Genomic DNA, 17,394 nt, shown 5'->3' with positions numbered 1-17,394 from the left:
TTTTTAAAATCCATAGTGCACTAAGAATCCAAAAAAATTCTGATGTTTGGACACATCGCGCTTTCGCAAAGGCATAGCGTAATACAATGAAGTATTAAGGGAATCTTTCTGAAGTTTGAGGCCAAGAATACTGCTAAATAAAGCACCTCCGGCGGTGTCTTCTTCTTTTTTAATCTCTCCATAATCAAACCCTACGAAATAATGCGGGCTTAGGGCGCCAAACCAATGCACTGGGGAGAGGTAGGAAAATTCATTGCGTAAGAAAAACCCTGTATTGCCACTAAGTCCCTCTTTTTGGTAGCCGCGTACACTGTAGTGCCCGCCAATGCTGATTTGGTTAGTGTTGAAAAGTTGGTGATGGGAGTATTGAAAATGGCCATTGAGGGCGTATTGAAATTTGTCCGCACGTTTTAAAAGAGCCAAATCAAGCGTGTAAAGATGGTAGTGTTCGTTGAGATGGGTTGGGTTTGTGGCATGAAACCAATCTGTTCCTTTAGTGTAATTAAGGGCCGTATAGAAGTACATACCCGATGTTTGGTACAAATAATCAACCATCAAGCCAGCCTTGGAAAGCTTGTAGCTAGAGGTTTCTATGAGGGTATCGCTTATGTAGTTTTTGGTGTGGTACCGCGACAACGAAGAGCCTAGGGTGACCCTGTGAGAGAGGTCGTGAAAAAGTTTGTAGTTAAAAGATAGCGTGTGGGTTTGCGTGTTGCCTTTGGAGGTGTATTGGTTTATTCCGCCATAAATAAACTGTTTGTAGTTACTTTTGCGGTAGTTCAATGTTGTAAGCAGTCTGCCAAAGGGAAAGGAGTATTGGTATCCGTCTCCGAGGGAATTTTCATTTTTAAAGTGCTGGTCTGTGCTGTTGAGATTGAGGGAAAATTGGTCATTGATACCCAGAGGATTGTCTATGTTTAGCGCGAGATTTCCTTGTTTATCTCCTGTTTGTTTTGTGCCAAAATTATTGATGCCAACAGTGCCATTGATGCGATTTGTGGGGGTATTTTCGATGTGAATGTCGCTATAGCCTACTTGGGAACTAGGCAGCAGGTTCATGTTTGCGTGGTTGCTAGGGAGGCGGTTGATGGTTTCTATGGCATTTTCTAAGTTTCTTATGTTTAAAAAAGCACCCTCTTCTCCCCAAAAAGCATTGTTAATGTACCGCTCCTTGGGTGAGATAGTCGCTATTTTTCCCTCCGTGGCGTAAAGCATGATCTCCCCCTGGGCTATATTTTGTGGTTTGATGTAAACCTGAGAGGTGATGTAGCCTTTTTCAATATACAAAGCCGTGAGGTGTTTGGTGAGGTTTGATAACTCAGAAAGCGTGTTGCATTTGTCTATGTATTGACTATATATAAGGTTTTTTTCGGTGCTAGAAAGCAGGGTGATTCCCTCATCTGTGATTGCGGTGATATGAAAACATTGCTCCTCTTCTTTTGTGTGCAATGCTGGTTTTTCGACCTCGTAGCGAAAGGTGTTTTGGTGTTGGTTTTGTTCAAGCTTTTCAAACACCTCTTTTTGTCGCTCAAATTGCTCGCGTTGGTCGATGGCTTCTTGGGCGGGACTTGAAAATAAAAGGGAAGGAAAAAGAAAATACAAGATAAGTTGTTTGCGCATCATTGGCTTCCATTGAATCTAAAAAGATAAGGGATAAAAATTTAAAAGCACAATTGTATAGTTTAAAGTATTATATTTAAATTAAGTAATTATAAAAGGTGTTATTTTACGTTATATCCTTGCCATGTAAGAAATTTCTCCAAACCCTTCGTGTTCTTTTTGGAGTATAATCTCCCTTTTACAAGGAGTTCGTGTGTTTGGCATTTTTATGGGTTTGGTGGGAAAAATCTTTCCGCTTTATGGGATGATTGGGCTGGGGTACATCGCTTCGCGGGGGTTACATGTAGCCCGTGAATCTATCGCGCCTTTGCTTATTTATGTCATCTCGCCTGTGGTGGTGTTTGCGGCCAGTTTGAACGTGACCATCAGCCTTGAAGTGCTCGGGTTTCCGTGGTTCATGTTTGGGGTGAGCGCAGCGTTGTGCCTTTTTTTCTACTGGGTGGGGAAGTTTTTTTGGGAGGACGCCACGCGCAACATCTTTGCTTTTAGCGCAGGCACGGGCAACACGGGCTACTTTGGCATCCCTTTGGCGATGCTACTTTTTGAGCCAGAAGTGGCCAATTTGTACATTTTCACTATGCTCGCCTCCTTGCTATACGAGAGTACCATCGGGTTTTACATCATCGCGCGCGGGCAGTACACGTTTAGGCAAAGCCTTCTCAAAGTGGCGCGGTTGCCTTCGCTGTATGCCATGCACTTGGGGCTTGTGTGCAACTACATGGGGTGGTTTCCTTCCGAATCGTTGATGGATTTTATGGAGTATTTTAAGGGAACTTTTGCCATTTTAGGGATGATGATGGTAGGCATGGGCCTTAAAGGCGTGCGGGAAAAGGGGATGGATTTTACCTTTGTGGGTATGACCTTTGTGACGAAATTTGTGGTGTGGCCGCTGGTGGTGTTTGGGCTTATTTACCTTGACCAAACGTGGCTTGGCTTGCTCAATGATGCCTTGTATAAAGTCATGTTTATCTTCGCCGTGGTGCCTTTAGCGGCCAATGCTGTCTCCATGGCGGTATTGCTTAAAGCCGCGCCCGAAAAGGCTTCCTTTGCGGTGCTGCTTAGCACCTTGTTTTCCCTTGTGAGCATTCCGCTCATGAGCTTGATTTTTTTACATTAAGAGGAGCGAGTGATGCAACAATCTTCCGCATTTGTGTTGGGGTTATTTTTACTTTTAAGCGCAGGAGCCCTTGGAATGGGACTTGGAAGCAGTGTGGTCAAATACAAACAGTTGGAGCGCACGGTTTCGGTGAAGGGGTTAGCAGAGACGGAAGTGGAAGCAGACGTGGTCATTTGGCCCATCCAATTTACCCGCGCGGGCGATGATTTGGCCAAGCTCTACCAAGAGTTAGAGCGCGATACAAAACTGGTCAAAAACTTTTTGGAGTCCGAAGGGTTTAGTGCCGAAGAGTTGACCACTAGCGCGCCCGTGGTGTTTGACCGCCTCAGTAACCAATACGGCCAAAATGAGGGCGGATACCGCTACATCCTCAACCAAACCCTTTCCCTCTATAGCACCCAAGTCGCCAAAGCCAGAGGGGCGATGGTGAGTATCGGGGAACTTGGCAAGCAGGGAGTGACCTTTAAGTCCGATATGTACGAAAACCGTGTAGAGTACTTGTTTACGCAACTCAACGCGGTCAAACCTGCCATGCTCAAAGAAGCCACACTCAGTGCGCGCGCCTCAGCCCAAACCTTTGCAGATGACTCCCAAAGCAAGCTAGGCAAAATAAAATCCGCTTCTCAAGGGCAGTTTAGCATCAGCGACCGCGACAAAAACACCCCTCATATCAAAACCGTGCGGGTGGTTTCTACGGTGGTCTATTACTTGAACGACTAATCCTTTACATGTAAGGGTTTTTGCTATACTTTTGGCAAAATACAAGGAGAGAACAATGCGCATTTGGCAGGGTTTGGTGGCGATAGTAGTAGGGGTTTTACTGACAGGATGTGTGGCAAGCTCCACCCAAGGAGGCGCACTGGGCGTAAACCGTGGGCAACTCATGCTCGTCTCTTCGGATCAGATGCAAACAGGAGCCAACGAAGCCTATGCACAAGTGTTGAGCAAGGCCAAAGCCGAGAATAAGCTCAATAAAGACAAGGCCCAAGTGGAACGGTTGCGCACCATCGCCAAGCGCCTTGTGGCACACGTGGGCGTGTTTCGCCAAGATGCCACCCAGTGGGCGTGGGAAGTGAATCTCATCACCGAAGACACCCTAAACGCGTGGTGTATGCCTGGGGGAAAGATTGCTTTTTACACGGGTATTTTAGACCAGTTGAAGCTTGATGACCACGAAGTCGCCGCCATCATGGGGCACGAAATGGCCCACGCCTTGCGCGAACATAGCCGTGAGCGTGCTTCCCAAGACCAGTTGCGCCAGATTGGCCTTTTTGCCGTACAAAAAGCCACGGGTGCTTCGGGTGAAGTGATGAAGCTAGCAGACATGGCGACCCACTACACCATCACGCTGCCCTACAGCCGAGAGCATGAGCGCGAGTCGGACATCATCGGCCTTGAACTAGCCGCACGTGCGGGCTATGACCCAAAAGGCGCGGTGCGGGTGTGGGAAAAAATGGCAAAAGTGTCGCAAAGTGCACCGCTGGAATTTTTAAGCACCCACCCTTCGCCCCAGTCGCGCATCGCTGAACTTAATCAGGCTGCTTTGCGTGTGATGCCGTTGTATGAAAAAGCACCCAAACCCTAAGGCTTACATGTAAAGGGGCATCCGTCTTATTTATGTCACCATGTTGTGGCATGATGGTGGTGACATTTTTGGGTGAATATGAAACTACTACAAGGAGTGGATGTGTCATTTAAAGCAAAGATTATCACCACGATTGCCGTGCTGATGTTTTTAAGTTTGGGTATCTTTGGTGTCATAAGTTACATTGACACGAAGAAAAACAGTGTTGCGCAGGTTGAAGAGAGTCTTAAGATAGCCTCTCGAGGCTTGACGGATTACATTGATTTGTGGGTGCTGAGCAAAAAAAATAGCTTGATGAGTGCGGCTCGCATGCTTAGCGAGATTGAAACTATGAGCGAAGCACAAATCAAAGCCGTGCTTCAAGAAACGACAAGTGCCGCAGAAAGTCGCGACACCTTTGTGGGCATCGAGGCTTCTGGTGTGATGATTTACGGAAGCAATACCACGCCAAGAGCAGGGTTTGACCCGCGTGCGCGTCCGTGGTTTATCATGGGTAAAACCACAGGTAAGCCCGGCATGACCGATATTTACCGAGGCTCGGCTGATCCTATTGACTTGGTCGCTGTGATGGCGCCCATCGTCAAAAATGGCAAAATCATCGGCGTTGTTGCAAGCTCTTTTGAGCTAACGCACATTGCTAAGGCTGTGGGTGGCATTGACTTTAACGGCGGATACGGCATGCTGTTGGACGCGAAAAAAGTCATTGTTGTGCACCCTAAATCTGACATGATTGGCAAAGAGTCTGTCTTGGCGTCGCGCTTTAGCGGGGCGAGTGAGGGGATGATTGAATACACCTTTGATGGAAGCGATAAAATTTTTACCTACAAGGCTTCCGTGGAGACCAATTGGATTCCTGGCATCACCTTTGAGAAAGAAGTGGCGTACGCCTTTTTAAATGCCCAAACAAGGGAACTTGTGTTTATTGGTGTGATGATGCTCGTTGTTTCGATGGGCATTATGATTTTTTTAATCAAAACACTGCTAAAACCTCTCGATAAACTCAACAGCGTTGTGGAAGAACTCTCCAGTGCTGAGGGAGATTTGCGCCAACGGCTTGTTGCGACCGCTAATGATGAATTTTCACAAGTCTCACGCAACATCAATCGCTTCATTGAAAAACTTCACGAGATTGTGAAAAAATCAAAAGTCATCAGCAGTGAAAATGCGTCCATCTCAGAAGAGCTCTCACGCACTGCTTCGCAAGTGGTGCGAAACGTGGACAGCGAGTCGAGGATTGTAGAAAAAACAAAAGAAGAGGGCACGGCGTTAGTAAAAAGCATTGAAAGTTCTGTGGAAAAAGCCAAGGCTTCCCAAAAAGCACTTTCTAGCACCCAGCAAGATATTGGGGAGGTGAAAGCGAAAGTGGAAGAGTTGGAGCACACCATGCAAGCCACAGCCGCCAAGGAACTGGGCTTGGCCGATCGCCTCAATACGGTCAGTCAAAATGCCAACGAAGTCAAAGATGTGCTTGGCATCATCCGCGATATTGCCGACCAAACGAACCTTTTGGCGCTCAACGCGGCCATCGAAGCGGCGCGCGCGGGTGAGCATGGGCGTGGGTTTGCGGTCGTGGCCGATGAGGTGCGAAAATTGGCGGAGAGAACCCAAAAAAGCCTTGTGGAGATTGATGCAACCATCAACGTGGTAGTACAGTCTATCATGGATGCCAATACCGACATCGCTGCTAATGCTCAGGAAGTAAGCCGGTTGGCTTCTGTCTCTTTGGAGCTACAAAACGGCATGAACGGGGTTGCCAATACGATTTATAAAACCATCGAAGAGTCTCACGGCACGGTGAATGACTTTGTGGATACGGCTGAAAAAATCAAAAAGATTGTAGATGAAATCGAAAAAATCAATGTGATTTCAAAAGAGAACGTAGGAAGCATCGACAACGTTTCTCAAGCGTCTGAGCACTTGCACACCATGACCGAAAATCTTAACAACGAGTTAGGAAAGTTTAAGTCTTAGGGGGCGGCCTCAAGGCTAGGCGCACACTATATTCACGTGTGTGCCTAGCCTCTTCTTTACATGTAAAGCGTGAGGCTTATTAATGTGCAAAAACAATGCACCCTTCGGTTGGACAGACTTCCATACACGCGGGTGAAGCGTGGTGACCTACGCACTCAACGCATTTGTCTGCGTACACATAGTAAATATCCGCATCCGTTGGGTTGTCGCTATCATCCACGATAGCCTCCACGGGACACTCATCGATACAGGCTCCACATGAAATACAAACGTCCGTAATCTTTACTGCCATAACGTCTCCTTTTTTAGTTTTTTAGCAAGGAAATCTTACAACAGGTGTGTAGCGTGGAAATAGCGTGGGGCGATTGAGCGCGTTTCAAAAACGCAAAAGCACGCCTAGAAAAATCGCTACCACGCCTAGTGTGATGTTGATGGGCACCATGAGGGTTCCGATTGGCCCTAGCATGGATTTTGCGTTGGCAAAATCTCCTGCATCTATGAAGCGTTGGGCTTTGTTGCGGCGTAGAATCATCATGCCAAGGTTTAGTGCCATCACACTCCAAATCCCTTCTTTGGCGAAGGTGAGCACTTTTAGGTCGCTTTGATGCAAGCCCATGGCAAGTGCCATGATAAGCGCGGTAAGAAGCAAGAGCAGTACAAAGGGCACGACAATCTTGAAGAGAGTGTTGAGCATATGTGCCGTGCGAGCCAGACGTTGTGGCCCTTCAAGTTGGGCTAGGGCGTAGTGGGCGCTAAAGCGAATGGCAATCATGCCACCCACCCACACTACAGCAGAAATAACATGCAAAAAGACGATAATACTCTGGTATTGTGCGAAAATAAGCTCCATAGAACTTCCTTTTTTTGGTGGCATTGTAGCATGTTGGATTCTTTCTTTTTGAACGTATGTTTGATATAATATGAACATATGTTCAAAATAAGGAGCGTAAATGGAACAAGAAGTTGTGCTTGCTTGCAACAATAGCACGTGTATAAAAAAAGATGAGTGCTTACGGTATAAGCTCTTCCTCGAAGGCGCCAAAGAGTTCTCCACTAACGGTGGAAATGAAGAAAAAGGCTGTAAAAAATTTATACAAAAGGATTAATGATGGAAAAAAAACGTATGCAAAAAAGAGCCCTTAATGGTTCTGGAATGGGGCGTGGTGGCAACATGAAGCATGACCAATCTTGCCATGGAAATGGCGAAGGGTTTGGCAAAGGCCAAGGAAGAGGCAAAGGCTGTAACAGAAAATAACAGCCTTTTTTACACCTTACATGTAAGAAAAATTTCTTACATGTAAGGACTATCTGTCTTTGATATTTTTTTCAAAGTAACTAATATTGAGCAGGACAAATCGGTAGGCCACGTACACAAGTACTGGCCAAGCGGCGAACCATAAAATCCCCGAGGTGTAATTTACCATTTTTTTCTCCTAATAGTGATGTGGGTCTGCCTCGATTTCGTGCGACGTTATCTTTTCCTTATCCATAACCCTCCAAACAAAGAAGATGTAGGCCACGACAAAGGGTACTCCCAGCGAGACGTAACCCATCACACTAAGTGTATAGTGTGAACTTGAACTGTTTTCAATGGTCAGCGAACTGGCCATATCGCTTAGCGAAGGGTAGATGGTCGTCCCATTGAAGCCTAAAAGGCAAAAAAGACTTAACACCACAAGTACCGTTCCTGGGCCACTAAACCAAATGCCCTTATCGCTTTTTTTCACTAAAGCAATAAGGATGGCATACACCACAAGCACGGTTCCTGACACAAAGAAAAGGAGCAAAAGAGGCGTGGCTAAAAAATTAGAGAGAAACTTGTGCTCAACGATAAACACCCTCTCTCCCTCATACGCAAATCCGCTCATCAAAACAAGCATCGTGCCAACAAGTACAAAAAATCCCACAAACAAAAGGGCATCTTTGACAAGTTGTGTCCTTGTGTTTTTTAGGATTTCTTCTTCGGCGATATTGTTTAAAAAGTACAAGGACGCTTGGACTCTTGCTAGAAAAAACAGTGTGAGTCCTAGGGCAACATTGAAAGGATTGAGCACAGCTTCTAGGCCATAGGTAGGCAGTGTCCAAGACGAGAGATTCATCTCATTTTTGATGAAATTTCCCCCTGTGAAAAGCGTCCCAACAGCAATCCCGATAAGGATAATCCCCGCACTTCCGTTGATGAACAAAAAGGTTTCATAGGTGCGTGCGCCAAAGAGATTATCTGGTTTTTTTCTGTATTCGTACGAAACTGCTTGGATGATAAAACAGAACAAAATCGCCATCCAAACATAATATGCCCCGCCAAAACTCACCGCGTAAAAAAGAGGAAATGCCGCAAATAAAGCCCCGCCAAACACGACAAGTGACGTAAAAGAGAGTTCCCATTTTCTTCCCAGAGAGTTCACAAGAACAGTGCGTTGTTTTTCATCTTTGCCAATCTTATACAAAAGGGTCTGCCCCCCTTGGACAAAGGTGACAAAAACAAACAACGCGCCAATCAAAGCAATCAAAAACCACCAGTACTGTTGGAGTGCCAAAAGGGATAACTTTTCAAACATGTGATTCCTCCTGCGGCCCTATTTTTATCTGCTTGAGCATGATTTTTATCTCCGCAATCAGCAATCCTGTGAAGATAATTGCAAACAAAGAGAGGGTGACGATAACAGCCGATTCATCCAAGCTTGAGGTGGCAACACCTGTGGGTAACATCCCTTGAATAGCCCACGGTTGTCTTCCCACTTCGGCAACTATCCAGCCCGCTTCGCCTGCGATATACCCTAGAGGTATGCTAAAAAGGGCGGCATTGAGGAGCAATTTTTTATTTTCAAGTTTGCCTAGCATGCTAAAGAGCAAAACAAAGAAAAAGAGCACCACAAACCAAACGCCAAGCCCAACCATGAGGTGAAAGCTGTAAAAGGTAAGCCCAACTGGCGGGATGATGCTTTTGGGGTCTTTCAAATACCCATACCCCATGTACGTTTCGTGGGCTCTAAAGGTTTCCAGGTGCGCCGCCGTAGCTTCAACGTCCCCTGCTCTTTTTGCCTCTTTGTACCCCCGCAATGCGCTCAGGGCAACCTTGCCTTTTTCTATTTTGACCTGTGCGGATTCGATGCTTAACTTTTCATTTCCAAACACCAAATCGTCTATGCCTGGAACAAAGGCGTTGATATTTCTATAGCCTAAAAACGAAAGGGCATAGGGCACTTCAAGCGCCCACAAAAACTCATCTTGCGTGTCGCCTATCTCTTTTTTGTGGTTTAACTGTCCAATCACAACAATGCCCGCACGGGAGTGTCCGCTGTATAAGCCCTCCATCGCGGCTAATTTCGTGGGTTGGGTTTGCGCCACTTGATGTCCTGATTCGTCTCCGGTGAAAACCAAAAACAACGAGGCAAAAAGCCCAAAAGAGGCGGCAACGATGATGCTTCTTTTGGCAAAGAGCACTTCTCTTTTTTTCAGTAAATACCACGCGCTAACGCCCACCACAAACAAAGAACCCATCACGTACCCACTAGCGATAGTGTGCAGAAATTTTGAAACACCATTTGGGTTAAGGAGCACATCCAAAAAGCTATGCATCTCAAATCTGGCCGTATCGACGTTGAATTCCATGCCCACAGGGTGTTGCATCCAGCCATTTGCAACCAAAATCCACACGGCCGAGAGGTTTGAGCCGATGGCAACGAGCCACGTCGAAAGCAAGTGCATATTTTTTGAGACTTTGTTCCACCCAAAAAACATGACCGCAAAAAAGGTTGACTCTATAAAAAACGCCATGATGCCCTCGATGGCCAAGGGCGCACCAAAAATATCTCCGACTATCCAAGAGTAATTTGACCAGTTGGTTCCAAATTCAAACTCCAAGATAATCCCCGTTGCTAGGCCAATGGCAAAGTTGATGGCAAAAAGTGTCATCCAAAATTTCGTAATCTTTTTCCACGCCTCGTCTTTTGTTCTGACGTAAATGGTCTCCATAATCGCCATAATAAAGGAGAGTCCTAGGGTTAGCGGCACAAAAAGCCAGTGATACAATGCGGTCAGTGCAAATTGAGCCCGTGAGAGGTCCACTAGAAGCGTATTTTCCATCTGTTACCTTTGTTGCGTTAAGTTCTGCATAACATGATTTGCCCGATCTTCGTCAGTGGAAAATTGGGTCTCGAGCACATTGGGGAAAAAGAAGAATTTGAGGACGAAAAAAAAGAGAAAAAGTTTGATTCCGATGATGAGCCAAAGTTGTTTCCCTACTTTCATGCTAGAAAATCCCTCGCTGTAAAAGGAAAAAATGCGTCGCAGAAGTTTCATGTTGTGATAACCTACTATAATTTTTCAATTTATCTAAAGCTATAATCTGCCCCACTATAGCCAAACTTGGTGAAAAACCGGTGCTTTTGAAAATATTCACGCCTACAAGGGCGTTTGCGTAAAAGACTTAGCATAATGCAAATATAAGGAGCTGGGTGGCTTGATGGCGGGAATTAGAATGCAATATAAGTTAAGTTAAGCCGCACTTACTCAAAAACTTGGCACTTCACACGCCGTCATTAGTAGAATAGAAAATGGATCCGTAAACGCGGGCATTGATTTTTTACAAAAAATTGCCACAGTTATCTGTCGTGGTGGTGCCACAAGAGAAGAGTTGGACTATCGTTTGAGCGCTAGGGGAATTATACATGTAAAGAGTAGCGTGCCATGATGCGGTGGAGTCAGAAAGTGGCCTGCCTCTAAGGTCATGATGCAATTTTAGGAATTATTCGATGCTGACACAGAATGGTGAACAGTACCGAACTCTTTATAGCCCAAACTGGCTTTTGCGCCATACATGAATCCATCATCTTTGGTTGTGGCTGATTTGTATTCGCTATTAAGAGCAATTCCATAGGTAAAATCATTGATTGGCAATTTGTAAGCAATTTCACCGTAGTACAAATCAATATTGCCACCAGCAACCGCATTGTCATTGGTATTTAGTCCTACTCATTTTCATAAACATTCCTTGGTGTGAGTTAAAAGAAGAAGAAGAAGAGAAGGGCGGATTGGTATATCAATCCGCGCAAAGGCACAACCGGACTTTTTGCAAAACAAAATTTGCAAAAAGTCCAACGTTGGCATAGCTTTTTAGATTTTTTTAAAGGGATGTCGTAGAGTTTTTACGAAGCTTTCCCTAAAAGAATTGCCAAACAGAAGTACCCAAATTGAACATGATAATCCTGAAAATGGCGGCACCAACAAAAGCACAAATAAGCCCCAAAGCAAAAGGGGTATTCGAGAGAGTAATAGCACCTTCATTTTTACCAGAAAATGATGAGACCAGCCCAAAAGGAAGCGCAAGCCCAACAATGACAATACCCACCCAAAAGAGCATGGCAAATTCACCAGACAACACAGACGATGCGGCGCGACTAGGATCTTGATACGGCGCAACGACCAAAGCAACCAAATAAGCAATAATGGCAATGGCTTGAACAGCAATTAGCACTTGAACGAAGCGTTTTATTTTTTCAATCATTGCAGCATTTGGTTCAACCAAAAGGGCTCCAAAGGCCAAAGTGCCCATTAAAAACGCAGATGCCAAATAAACAAAGGGCAAAGTGAGGGTATCCCATGCAGGACGTGCACCCATGACATACGAATCACCTACTGCAAAAGCAAGAATAGCCGCCGTGATACCCCCAATGAGGGTGAGTGACTTAAGTGTTTGCCTAGAAGCATGACGATGCAATGCGTAAATATAGGCAAGAAGACAAATTCCTGTAATGCCAATCATTACTGATTCAATAAAAATACCTGAGGTCGGATGACCTAGTGCACCAAAGATTCGTTCAGGATGGCCCAAGTGAAGAACACTGGAAAAACCACCAAGTGCTAAGGTAACCAATGCAGCAATAGCACCACGCTGTTTGACCTTTTCACTAAAGCCATACCACTCATTTATCGCCAACGCGATAAACAATCCACATCCTAAATCTACAAAAGATGTAAAAAAGACTAATGAAAATTCACTATCCATGATGTTTCTCCTCCTTTTTTCCAGAATGATACGGTGTTCTCCACGTATCTTTAGGTGGTAATTCTTGCCATGTAGCCGTTTTGCGATGTAAAATATATTTCACAGATGGATGGTTGCCACGATCGGGAAGGGTGTGAATATTCTCTTCTCCCGCAGCTTTTAAAATCTTAGAGACTTCGCTGCTTGGATCATCAATGTCTCCAAAATAACGGCATTTGGCGCAACATACTTTCACGCATGCAGGCTGTTCCCCCACGGCAGTTAAATGTGCACATAAAGTACATTTTTCAACCACTTTTTGTTCTTCGTTAAAGGAGCGTGCGCCGTAAGGGCATGCCATGATGCAATATTTACATCCAATGCATAGCTCTTTATCGACCATAACGGTCCCGTCCGACGCTTTAAAAGAAGCGCCTGTTGGGCAGACGTCCACACAGGTTGGGTTGTAGCATTGCTGACAGATGGTTGGCAAATGGTACTGTTCTATATCAGGAAATGTTCCCATGGGGCCAATCGTCAATACTTTGTTGTAATAAACGCCCAATGCCACATCGTTTTCTATCTTACACGATATTTCGCAAGAGTAACATCCGATACAACGATCTAGGTCGATAACCATTGTTTTTTTCATTGCTTCTTCCTTTGCTTATAGTGTTACAGTTTTGGTGGTTTCAGATGGTTGCGGTAGCCATGGTTTAAACTCTTCTGGCTTCTCCCAGATGCCCTTTGGCGCACTCTCTGCTTTATAAATCTTTACGCGATACCCTCGTATGGTATACGTTCCAAAGATATCGTTGAACGGACCTTGTTCTCTTGAGAGGACATTGACATTCGTTTCTTGCCAGCCAGCTGTTGGTGTGTCTAAGGTTTCAGGATTCCAAAAGCGTTCCATATAGACAGTATCTGGTGGAATGCCCTCCGTAACTCTCACTTTGCCCCGAATCTTTCCTCTTGCAGATTCTATCCACGTCCAATCGCCTTGTGCGACACCATATTTTTTAGCGGCTATGGGATTAACCCATACTTCAGGCACAGGATAAATCTCTCTTAGGTAAGGAATATTTCTAAGGGTGCCATGGTGATACATAGGTAAACGACCATTGGTCATAATGAGAGGGAATAATTTTCCTTCCGGAGAATTGTTATTTTCAAGCGGCTCTCTGTAGTACAAGAGTGGATCATAATCTTTGGAAGCTGGTGGTAAGTCAAAAGGTGACAGCGGTCTCCCTGTTCGTCCTAGTTTAATAAAACATTCACCATACACTTCGCATTTTTTTGAAGGTGTACCAAATCCGGCTGCTTTTCCTGTTTTTGGATCAATATCCAAATAACGATAGTATTGTTTGAATTCGTTAAATGGTATATGTTCAAACGGAACTTTTTGAATATACTCTTTCCATGTCATACCAAAGAATTTAGTCCATGAGTCTAGCTTTTCTTCATACGAATTGAAGTTGGGTATTTCAGGGGCGGTCTCTTTTGGGTCAAACGAACGTTTGCATCCTTCATGGCCCAATTCACCGCATCGTTTTGTAATTTGAGTCCAAAAGAAGTCTTCATTGCATGTCTCCCACAGATGTGTCACGGCACGTCTCGCGAACATGACATTGAAAGATTGTGTAATGAAATCTGTCTCTAGCCATTCTGTCAACGGGAATAAATAATCTGAATATGCAGAAAAAGAGGTGGGATAGGTAAATGCATGAACGATAAGATCTAATTGCTTCATGCCTTCTACCCATCGAGTCGCATTTGCCACCACGCCCAGTTTATTGCCAGAGCGCTCAATCCACGCATGAATACCGTATGGTTTTTTTGTAAGCATGGCTTCAAGTAATGGGGTCGGTTGTGCTACCCACCACTGTAACATGCCCTTGTGTTCAATCGTGCCTAAGCGTTTTAGCAACTGTTCTTTTGTAAGAAAATGCTGTAAACGTGTAGTACGAAGTGCGCCACCTGTTTCGCCTTTATAGCGTTGCAAAATGGTGCCCGGTTTTTCAATATTGCCCATAATGATATCCAACGTTGCGCCACCCATCGCTGCTTCAGAAGAGTTGATGCCATGGTCGACTGCAACACCCAAGCCGATGCTTGATGGTGTATTTTCAGCATACATTTTAATTGCCGCTATAATTTTTTTCTCTTCCAGTCCGCATTCACTGGCCGCTTTGGCAATTGTAAAAGGAGCAACTCTTTCTTGTAAGAGTGTCGCGCCTGTTTTATGCTGTGTGCCATTAACTGTAAATGTACCAAATAGCGCTGGTTCGAGCGCCTCATCCCACGGATAGGTCAATCCTTTGGCCGAGTTTGTTTTGGTGTCCCAGATTGCATAGGTATCAGCGCGTCCACCTTCAAATAACTCGTTTTCACGTAAAATCATTTTGGTTTGGGTGTTGACTAAAAATGGTAAATTTGTCCATTTGAGTACAAATTCATGGTCGTACAGGTTATGTTCAAGAATGTACTTAATCCATGCCATCATTAAGGCGACATCCGTTCCTGGGCGAATCGGTAGCCAGATATCTGCTTTAGCTGCATCTGGAGTGAAGCGTGGGTCAACAACAACGGTCTTTACGCCACGAGCTCTCAGTTCTACAAGGGCACGTCCTGCTTGTGATGGACCACTGTAAGAGGGGTCTGTTGCCCAAAGCACGAATGTTTTCATTTTAATTTCATTATAAAAATAAGCTTCTAAACCATTTGAGTCCGCAAGGCTTGGATTTCCATTGGGCCCGCCGCCATACATCATCCAATAGACGGATTGCCGTGGCATATAGCATTGTGAAGCGCCTGGTTCAAACCAGTTGGGAGAGCCAAAAACATTACAAAAACGGCATACGCTTGGGAAGTTGGGATTTCCACCACCACCTGTTCCTCCCATTACTGATTCTGCCCCGTATTTCTCACGGATTTCCATCAATTTTTGAGCAACTTCATCAATTCCTTCTTTCCATGAAATCCGTTTCCATTTATTTTCCCCACGAGCGCCAACTCGCTTCATTGGGTATTTAAGTCGATTAGGATGGTAGAGTGCTTGAATGCCCGCAAGTCCTTTTACACACAATGCTCCTTCGCTTCTTTTAAACTCAGGATCACCTTCTAGCTTAATAACGCGACCATTTTTAACATGTGCTAATACACCACAATCTGCGGTACAGTTACGGCAGTTTGTTCGGATGATTTCAACTTTGTCGGATATCTGGCCAGGTGTTGCAGCATGCGCACGAGGCACCAATCCACCGCTCCACGTACTGCTCAGTGCACCAAAAGCACTAATAGCAGCAGTGGTCTTGAGAAAATCCCTTCTACCAAAGACTGTTTGTTCTTTGTGTTCCATACACTTCTCCTTATACGGCAAAAATCTGGAAAACACATCTTTAAAGGTTTAACGTTTTAAATGTGTGTGTGATTAGATTTCATAAATTTTTTTAATGAAACCACCATAATTTTGTAACGCCGACATTTTTTATATGAATTGCTAATGGCCACTTAGAATTTAATTCATAATAAAATATGTCTTAATAAATCGATTTACATTTTGAATTATATGATTAATGCCACTAATTGTCAATACAATTATTTATATATTTTTATTCAAAAAAATAGTGTGGTATTTATGGGGATAAGAAAGTGTTTTGTGTTACAATAAACTTCAAAAAGGTCTCAATAAACAAAAGAGATAAGTTGGTTTATTGAGCAGTATTTTGCATTAAAAATATTGAGGAGTTTAGTGCCGATGGCCAGAAAGCGTACCAGTTATTCCCCTGAATTTAAAATGCAAGTTGCGCTAGAGGCCCTTGGCTCAGGTAAAACGTTGCAACACTTAGCCGATGAGTATGCTATTTCTATTAAAAATATTATGAATTGGAAACAGCAGTTTTTAGATAATGCAAGTTTTGCTTTTAATGAGATACCCGAGAAAAAGAGTATTGACGCACTCAAAAAAGAGAATGCGCGTCTTGAAAAACGTTTGGACCAGCTAAAGAAAGAACAGGTGTTTGTTAACAATACACTCAAAGCGTTCAATCTTTAAATTTTTTGTCTGGTTACGTTGTAAAAATGACAACAGTATTGTTTTGAGATTTTAATTCTTGATGAAAAAGCGTTAAGGGCGTTTTTTGCAACGCGTCATTAACCTCTTTTGTGGTAAAAAAAATAGCATGTGCAAAACAGACATCTTCGCACAAGTGGCACTCAATACATTGGTTGGCGTGATGTGTCAACGTAAATGGGTTAGTGCTTTCAAGTGCTAAAGCACCTGTAGGACAGATTTTTGTACAAATCGAACACATTTTACATTGGTTCGCATCAACCATTGGTTTGAAACCAATGGGCAGGGTTGGATTCAAGCGCTCGCACTCCTTTTTTATGAACATCAGAGCAGCTATTCTTCGATGATTTTTTTCGAAAGAGTGATGTGTGTTAGCGTCTTTTGGCACGCTTCGAGGCGCGGTAGATGTGGTGATGGGCTGCTGTTTGGGTGCTATTTTTTGACCTAAGAATCTTAGAAATATTCTTCTTTTCACATGGCCTTCTTGGCTCATCCCTTCTTGCTTTTTTTCTTCATGTTCTGCCCTTTGTTGCTCTTTTACATGTAAAAAAGAGTGATTGAATTTGGATGCTTCACGCACAAGGTTATGAACGTTTGTAAATGTCTGCTCAAGCCAGATGCGCATCAAAGAAGCATAGCAATGCTCACATGGCGCATGAATGAGCTCAACAACAGAAGCCTTAAAACTGCATGCATGCAACAGTAAAGAGCTATCCAGCCGTGCTAAACAAGGAACGATGCAGGCATCTTTGGGTGCTTGAGTCTTTTTACATGTAAAGACAATTTTTCCTGTATGTTCTCTTTGTTTTGCCATGGCGTGTAAGAGTTTTTCATCTGAAAATTCTTTGGATTCAAAGGCATCCATGGGACAGATTCCAACACACACGCCACACGCCACACATTTAAGGACATCAAACCGCAAGGCAGTTCCTGTGTGTTCAATAGCATGGGTTGGGCAAACATCGTAACATAAGCGACATAATGAAGCGCGATGTTTACTCTTAAGGCAACGTTCGGGAAAAAAATGAATATCTACCAACATG

At 44.2% G+C, this 17,394-nt stretch carries 16 protein-coding genes and 2 pseudogenes; 8 read left to right on the top strand and 10 right to left on the bottom strand.

Annotated elements, in window-relative coordinates; all coding sequences use genetic code 11:
• Positions 1–3 precede the first annotated feature (3 nt).
• Positions 4–1,623 carry a ShlB/FhaC/HecB family hemolysin secretion/activation protein gene (locus tag AC5SLM_RS08985; RefSeq protein ID WP_495250611.1) on the bottom strand — a complete coding sequence of 540 codons (1,620 nt, stop codon included), beginning with the start codon at positions 1,621–1,623 and terminating at the stop codon, positions 4–6.
• Between the two features lie 190 nt (positions 1,624–1,813).
• On the opposite strand from AC5SLM_RS08985, the gene AC5SLM_RS08980 reads away from it, so the two are divergent.
• The 4 genes from AC5SLM_RS08980 (at position 1,814) to AC5SLM_RS08965 (ending at position 6,293) form a co-directional block, all read left to right on the top strand.
• Positions 1,814–2,737 (top strand): AEC family transporter, encoded by a 924-nt coding sequence (locus AC5SLM_RS08980; protein ID WP_495250610.1) that lies wholly within the window; start codon positions 1,814–1,816, stop codon positions 2,735–2,737.
• Positions 2,738–2,749: 12 nt separating this feature from the next.
• Positions 2,750–3,457, top strand: coding sequence for an SIMPL domain-containing protein (locus AC5SLM_RS08975; protein ID WP_495250609.1), 708 nt, complete (start codon positions 2,750–2,752; stop codon positions 3,455–3,457).
• 55 nt (positions 3,458–3,512) lie between these two features.
• Entirely contained in the window at positions 3,513–4,322 is an 810-nt protein-coding gene (locus AC5SLM_RS08970; protein WP_495250608.1) for a M48 family metallopeptidase, read from the top strand.
• A 102-nt stretch (positions 4,323–4,424) separates the two neighbouring features.
• Entirely contained in the window at positions 4,425–6,293 is a 1,869-nt protein-coding gene (locus tag AC5SLM_RS08965; protein ID WP_495250607.1) for a methyl-accepting chemotaxis protein, read from the top strand.
• An 88-nt stretch (positions 6,294–6,381) separates the two neighbouring features.
• On the opposite strand, the pseudogene AC5SLM_RS08960 reads toward AC5SLM_RS08965, so the two are convergent.
• Both AC5SLM_RS08960 and AC5SLM_RS08955 read right to left on the bottom strand, forming a co-directional pair.
• A pseudogene (locus AC5SLM_RS08960) lies at positions 6,382–6,585 on the bottom strand (4Fe-4S dicluster domain-containing protein); the annotation flags it as partial.
• A gap of 84 nt (positions 6,586–6,669) precedes the next feature.
• Positions 6,670–7,143, bottom strand: coding sequence for a hypothetical protein (locus AC5SLM_RS08955; protein ID WP_495250606.1), 474 nt, complete (start codon positions 7,141–7,143; stop codon positions 6,670–6,672).
• A gap of 100 nt (positions 7,144–7,243) precedes the next feature.
• Between AC5SLM_RS08955 and AC5SLM_RS08950 the strand changes: the two genes are divergently transcribed.
• Both AC5SLM_RS08950 and AC5SLM_RS08945 read left to right on the top strand, forming a co-directional pair.
• The gene (locus AC5SLM_RS08950; RefSeq protein ID WP_495250605.1) at positions 7,244–7,399 is read left to right on the top strand and encodes a hypothetical protein; all 156 of its coding nucleotides are present in this window, start codon (positions 7,244–7,246) and stop codon (positions 7,397–7,399) included.
• A 2-nt stretch (positions 7,400–7,401) separates the two neighbouring features.
• Positions 7,402–7,548: a hypothetical protein gene (locus AC5SLM_RS08945; protein WP_495250604.1), complete on the top strand. Its 147-nt coding sequence runs from the start codon at positions 7,402–7,404 to the stop codon at positions 7,546–7,548.
• Between the two features lie 178 nt (positions 7,549–7,726).
• On the opposite strand, the gene cydB is transcribed toward AC5SLM_RS08945, so the two are convergent.
• Genes cydB through AC5SLM_RS08930 form a run of 3 tightly spaced genes read right to left on the bottom strand, consistent with a single transcriptional unit; the run spans position 7,727 to position 10,595 of the window.
• Positions 7,727–8,851, bottom strand: a complete 1,125-nt coding sequence (gene cydB / locus AC5SLM_RS08940; RefSeq protein WP_495250603.1) for a cytochrome d ubiquinol oxidase subunit II — start codon at positions 8,849–8,851, stop codon at positions 7,727–7,729.
• The gene (locus tag AC5SLM_RS08935) at positions 8,844–10,379 is read right to left on the bottom strand and encodes a cytochrome ubiquinol oxidase subunit I (protein WP_495250602.1); all 1,536 of its coding nucleotides are present in this window, start codon (positions 10,377–10,379) and stop codon (positions 8,844–8,846) included. Before AC5SLM_RS08935 ends, cydB begins: the two co-directional genes overlap by 8 nt.
• Positions 10,380–10,382: 3 nt before the next feature.
• Positions 10,383–10,595 carry a DUF4492 domain-containing protein gene (locus tag AC5SLM_RS08930; RefSeq protein WP_495250601.1) on the bottom strand — a complete coding sequence of 71 codons (213 nt, stop codon included), beginning with the start codon at positions 10,593–10,595 and terminating at the stop codon, positions 10,383–10,385.
• Between the two features lie 223 nt (positions 10,596–10,818).
• Between AC5SLM_RS08930 and AC5SLM_RS08925 the strand changes: the two are divergent.
• Positions 10,819–10,986: pseudogene (locus tag AC5SLM_RS08925) on the top strand (hypothetical protein); the annotation flags it as partial.
• Between the two features lie 468 nt (positions 10,987–11,454).
• Here AC5SLM_RS08925 and AC5SLM_RS08920 read toward each other — a convergent pair.
• The 3 genes from AC5SLM_RS08920 to AC5SLM_RS08910 are packed head-to-tail and all read right to left on the bottom strand — an operon-like array spanning position 11,455 to position 15,637.
• The gene (locus AC5SLM_RS08920; protein WP_495250600.1) at positions 11,455–12,300 is read right to left on the bottom strand and encodes a dimethyl sulfoxide reductase anchor subunit family protein; all 846 of its coding nucleotides are present in this window, start codon (positions 12,298–12,300) and stop codon (positions 11,455–11,457) included.
• Positions 12,293–12,931, bottom strand: coding sequence for a 4Fe-4S dicluster domain-containing protein (locus tag AC5SLM_RS08915; RefSeq protein ID WP_495250599.1), 639 nt, complete (start codon positions 12,929–12,931; stop codon positions 12,293–12,295). Before AC5SLM_RS08915 ends, AC5SLM_RS08920 begins: the two co-directional genes overlap by 8 nt.
• 15 nt (positions 12,932–12,946) lie before the next feature.
• On the bottom strand, positions 12,947–15,637 hold the full coding sequence (locus AC5SLM_RS08910; RefSeq protein ID WP_495250598.1) for a molybdopterin-containing oxidoreductase family protein: 2,691 nt from the start codon (positions 15,635–15,637) through the stop codon (positions 12,947–12,949).
• 399 nt (positions 15,638–16,036) lie between these two features.
• Here AC5SLM_RS08910 and AC5SLM_RS08905 point away from each other — a divergent pair, with 399 nt between their 5' ends.
• A complete protein-coding gene (locus AC5SLM_RS08905; RefSeq protein WP_495250636.1) occupies positions 16,037–16,333 on the top strand; it encodes a transposase in 297 nt (98 codons plus the stop codon).
• A gap of 13 nt (positions 16,334–16,346) precedes the next feature.
• On the opposite strand, the gene AC5SLM_RS08900 is transcribed toward AC5SLM_RS08905, so the two are convergent.
• Positions 16,347–17,393 (bottom strand): 4Fe-4S binding protein, encoded by a 1,047-nt coding sequence (locus tag AC5SLM_RS08900; RefSeq protein WP_495250597.1) that lies wholly within the window; start codon positions 17,391–17,393, stop codon positions 16,347–16,349.
• Position 17,394: the final 1 nt, after the last annotated feature.

The organism is Sulfurospirillum sp. HTRB-L1 (assembly GCF_059415125.1).
The sequence above is the reverse complement of the archived record's forward strand: the minus strand, read 5'-3'. Positions and strand labels throughout refer to the sequence as shown.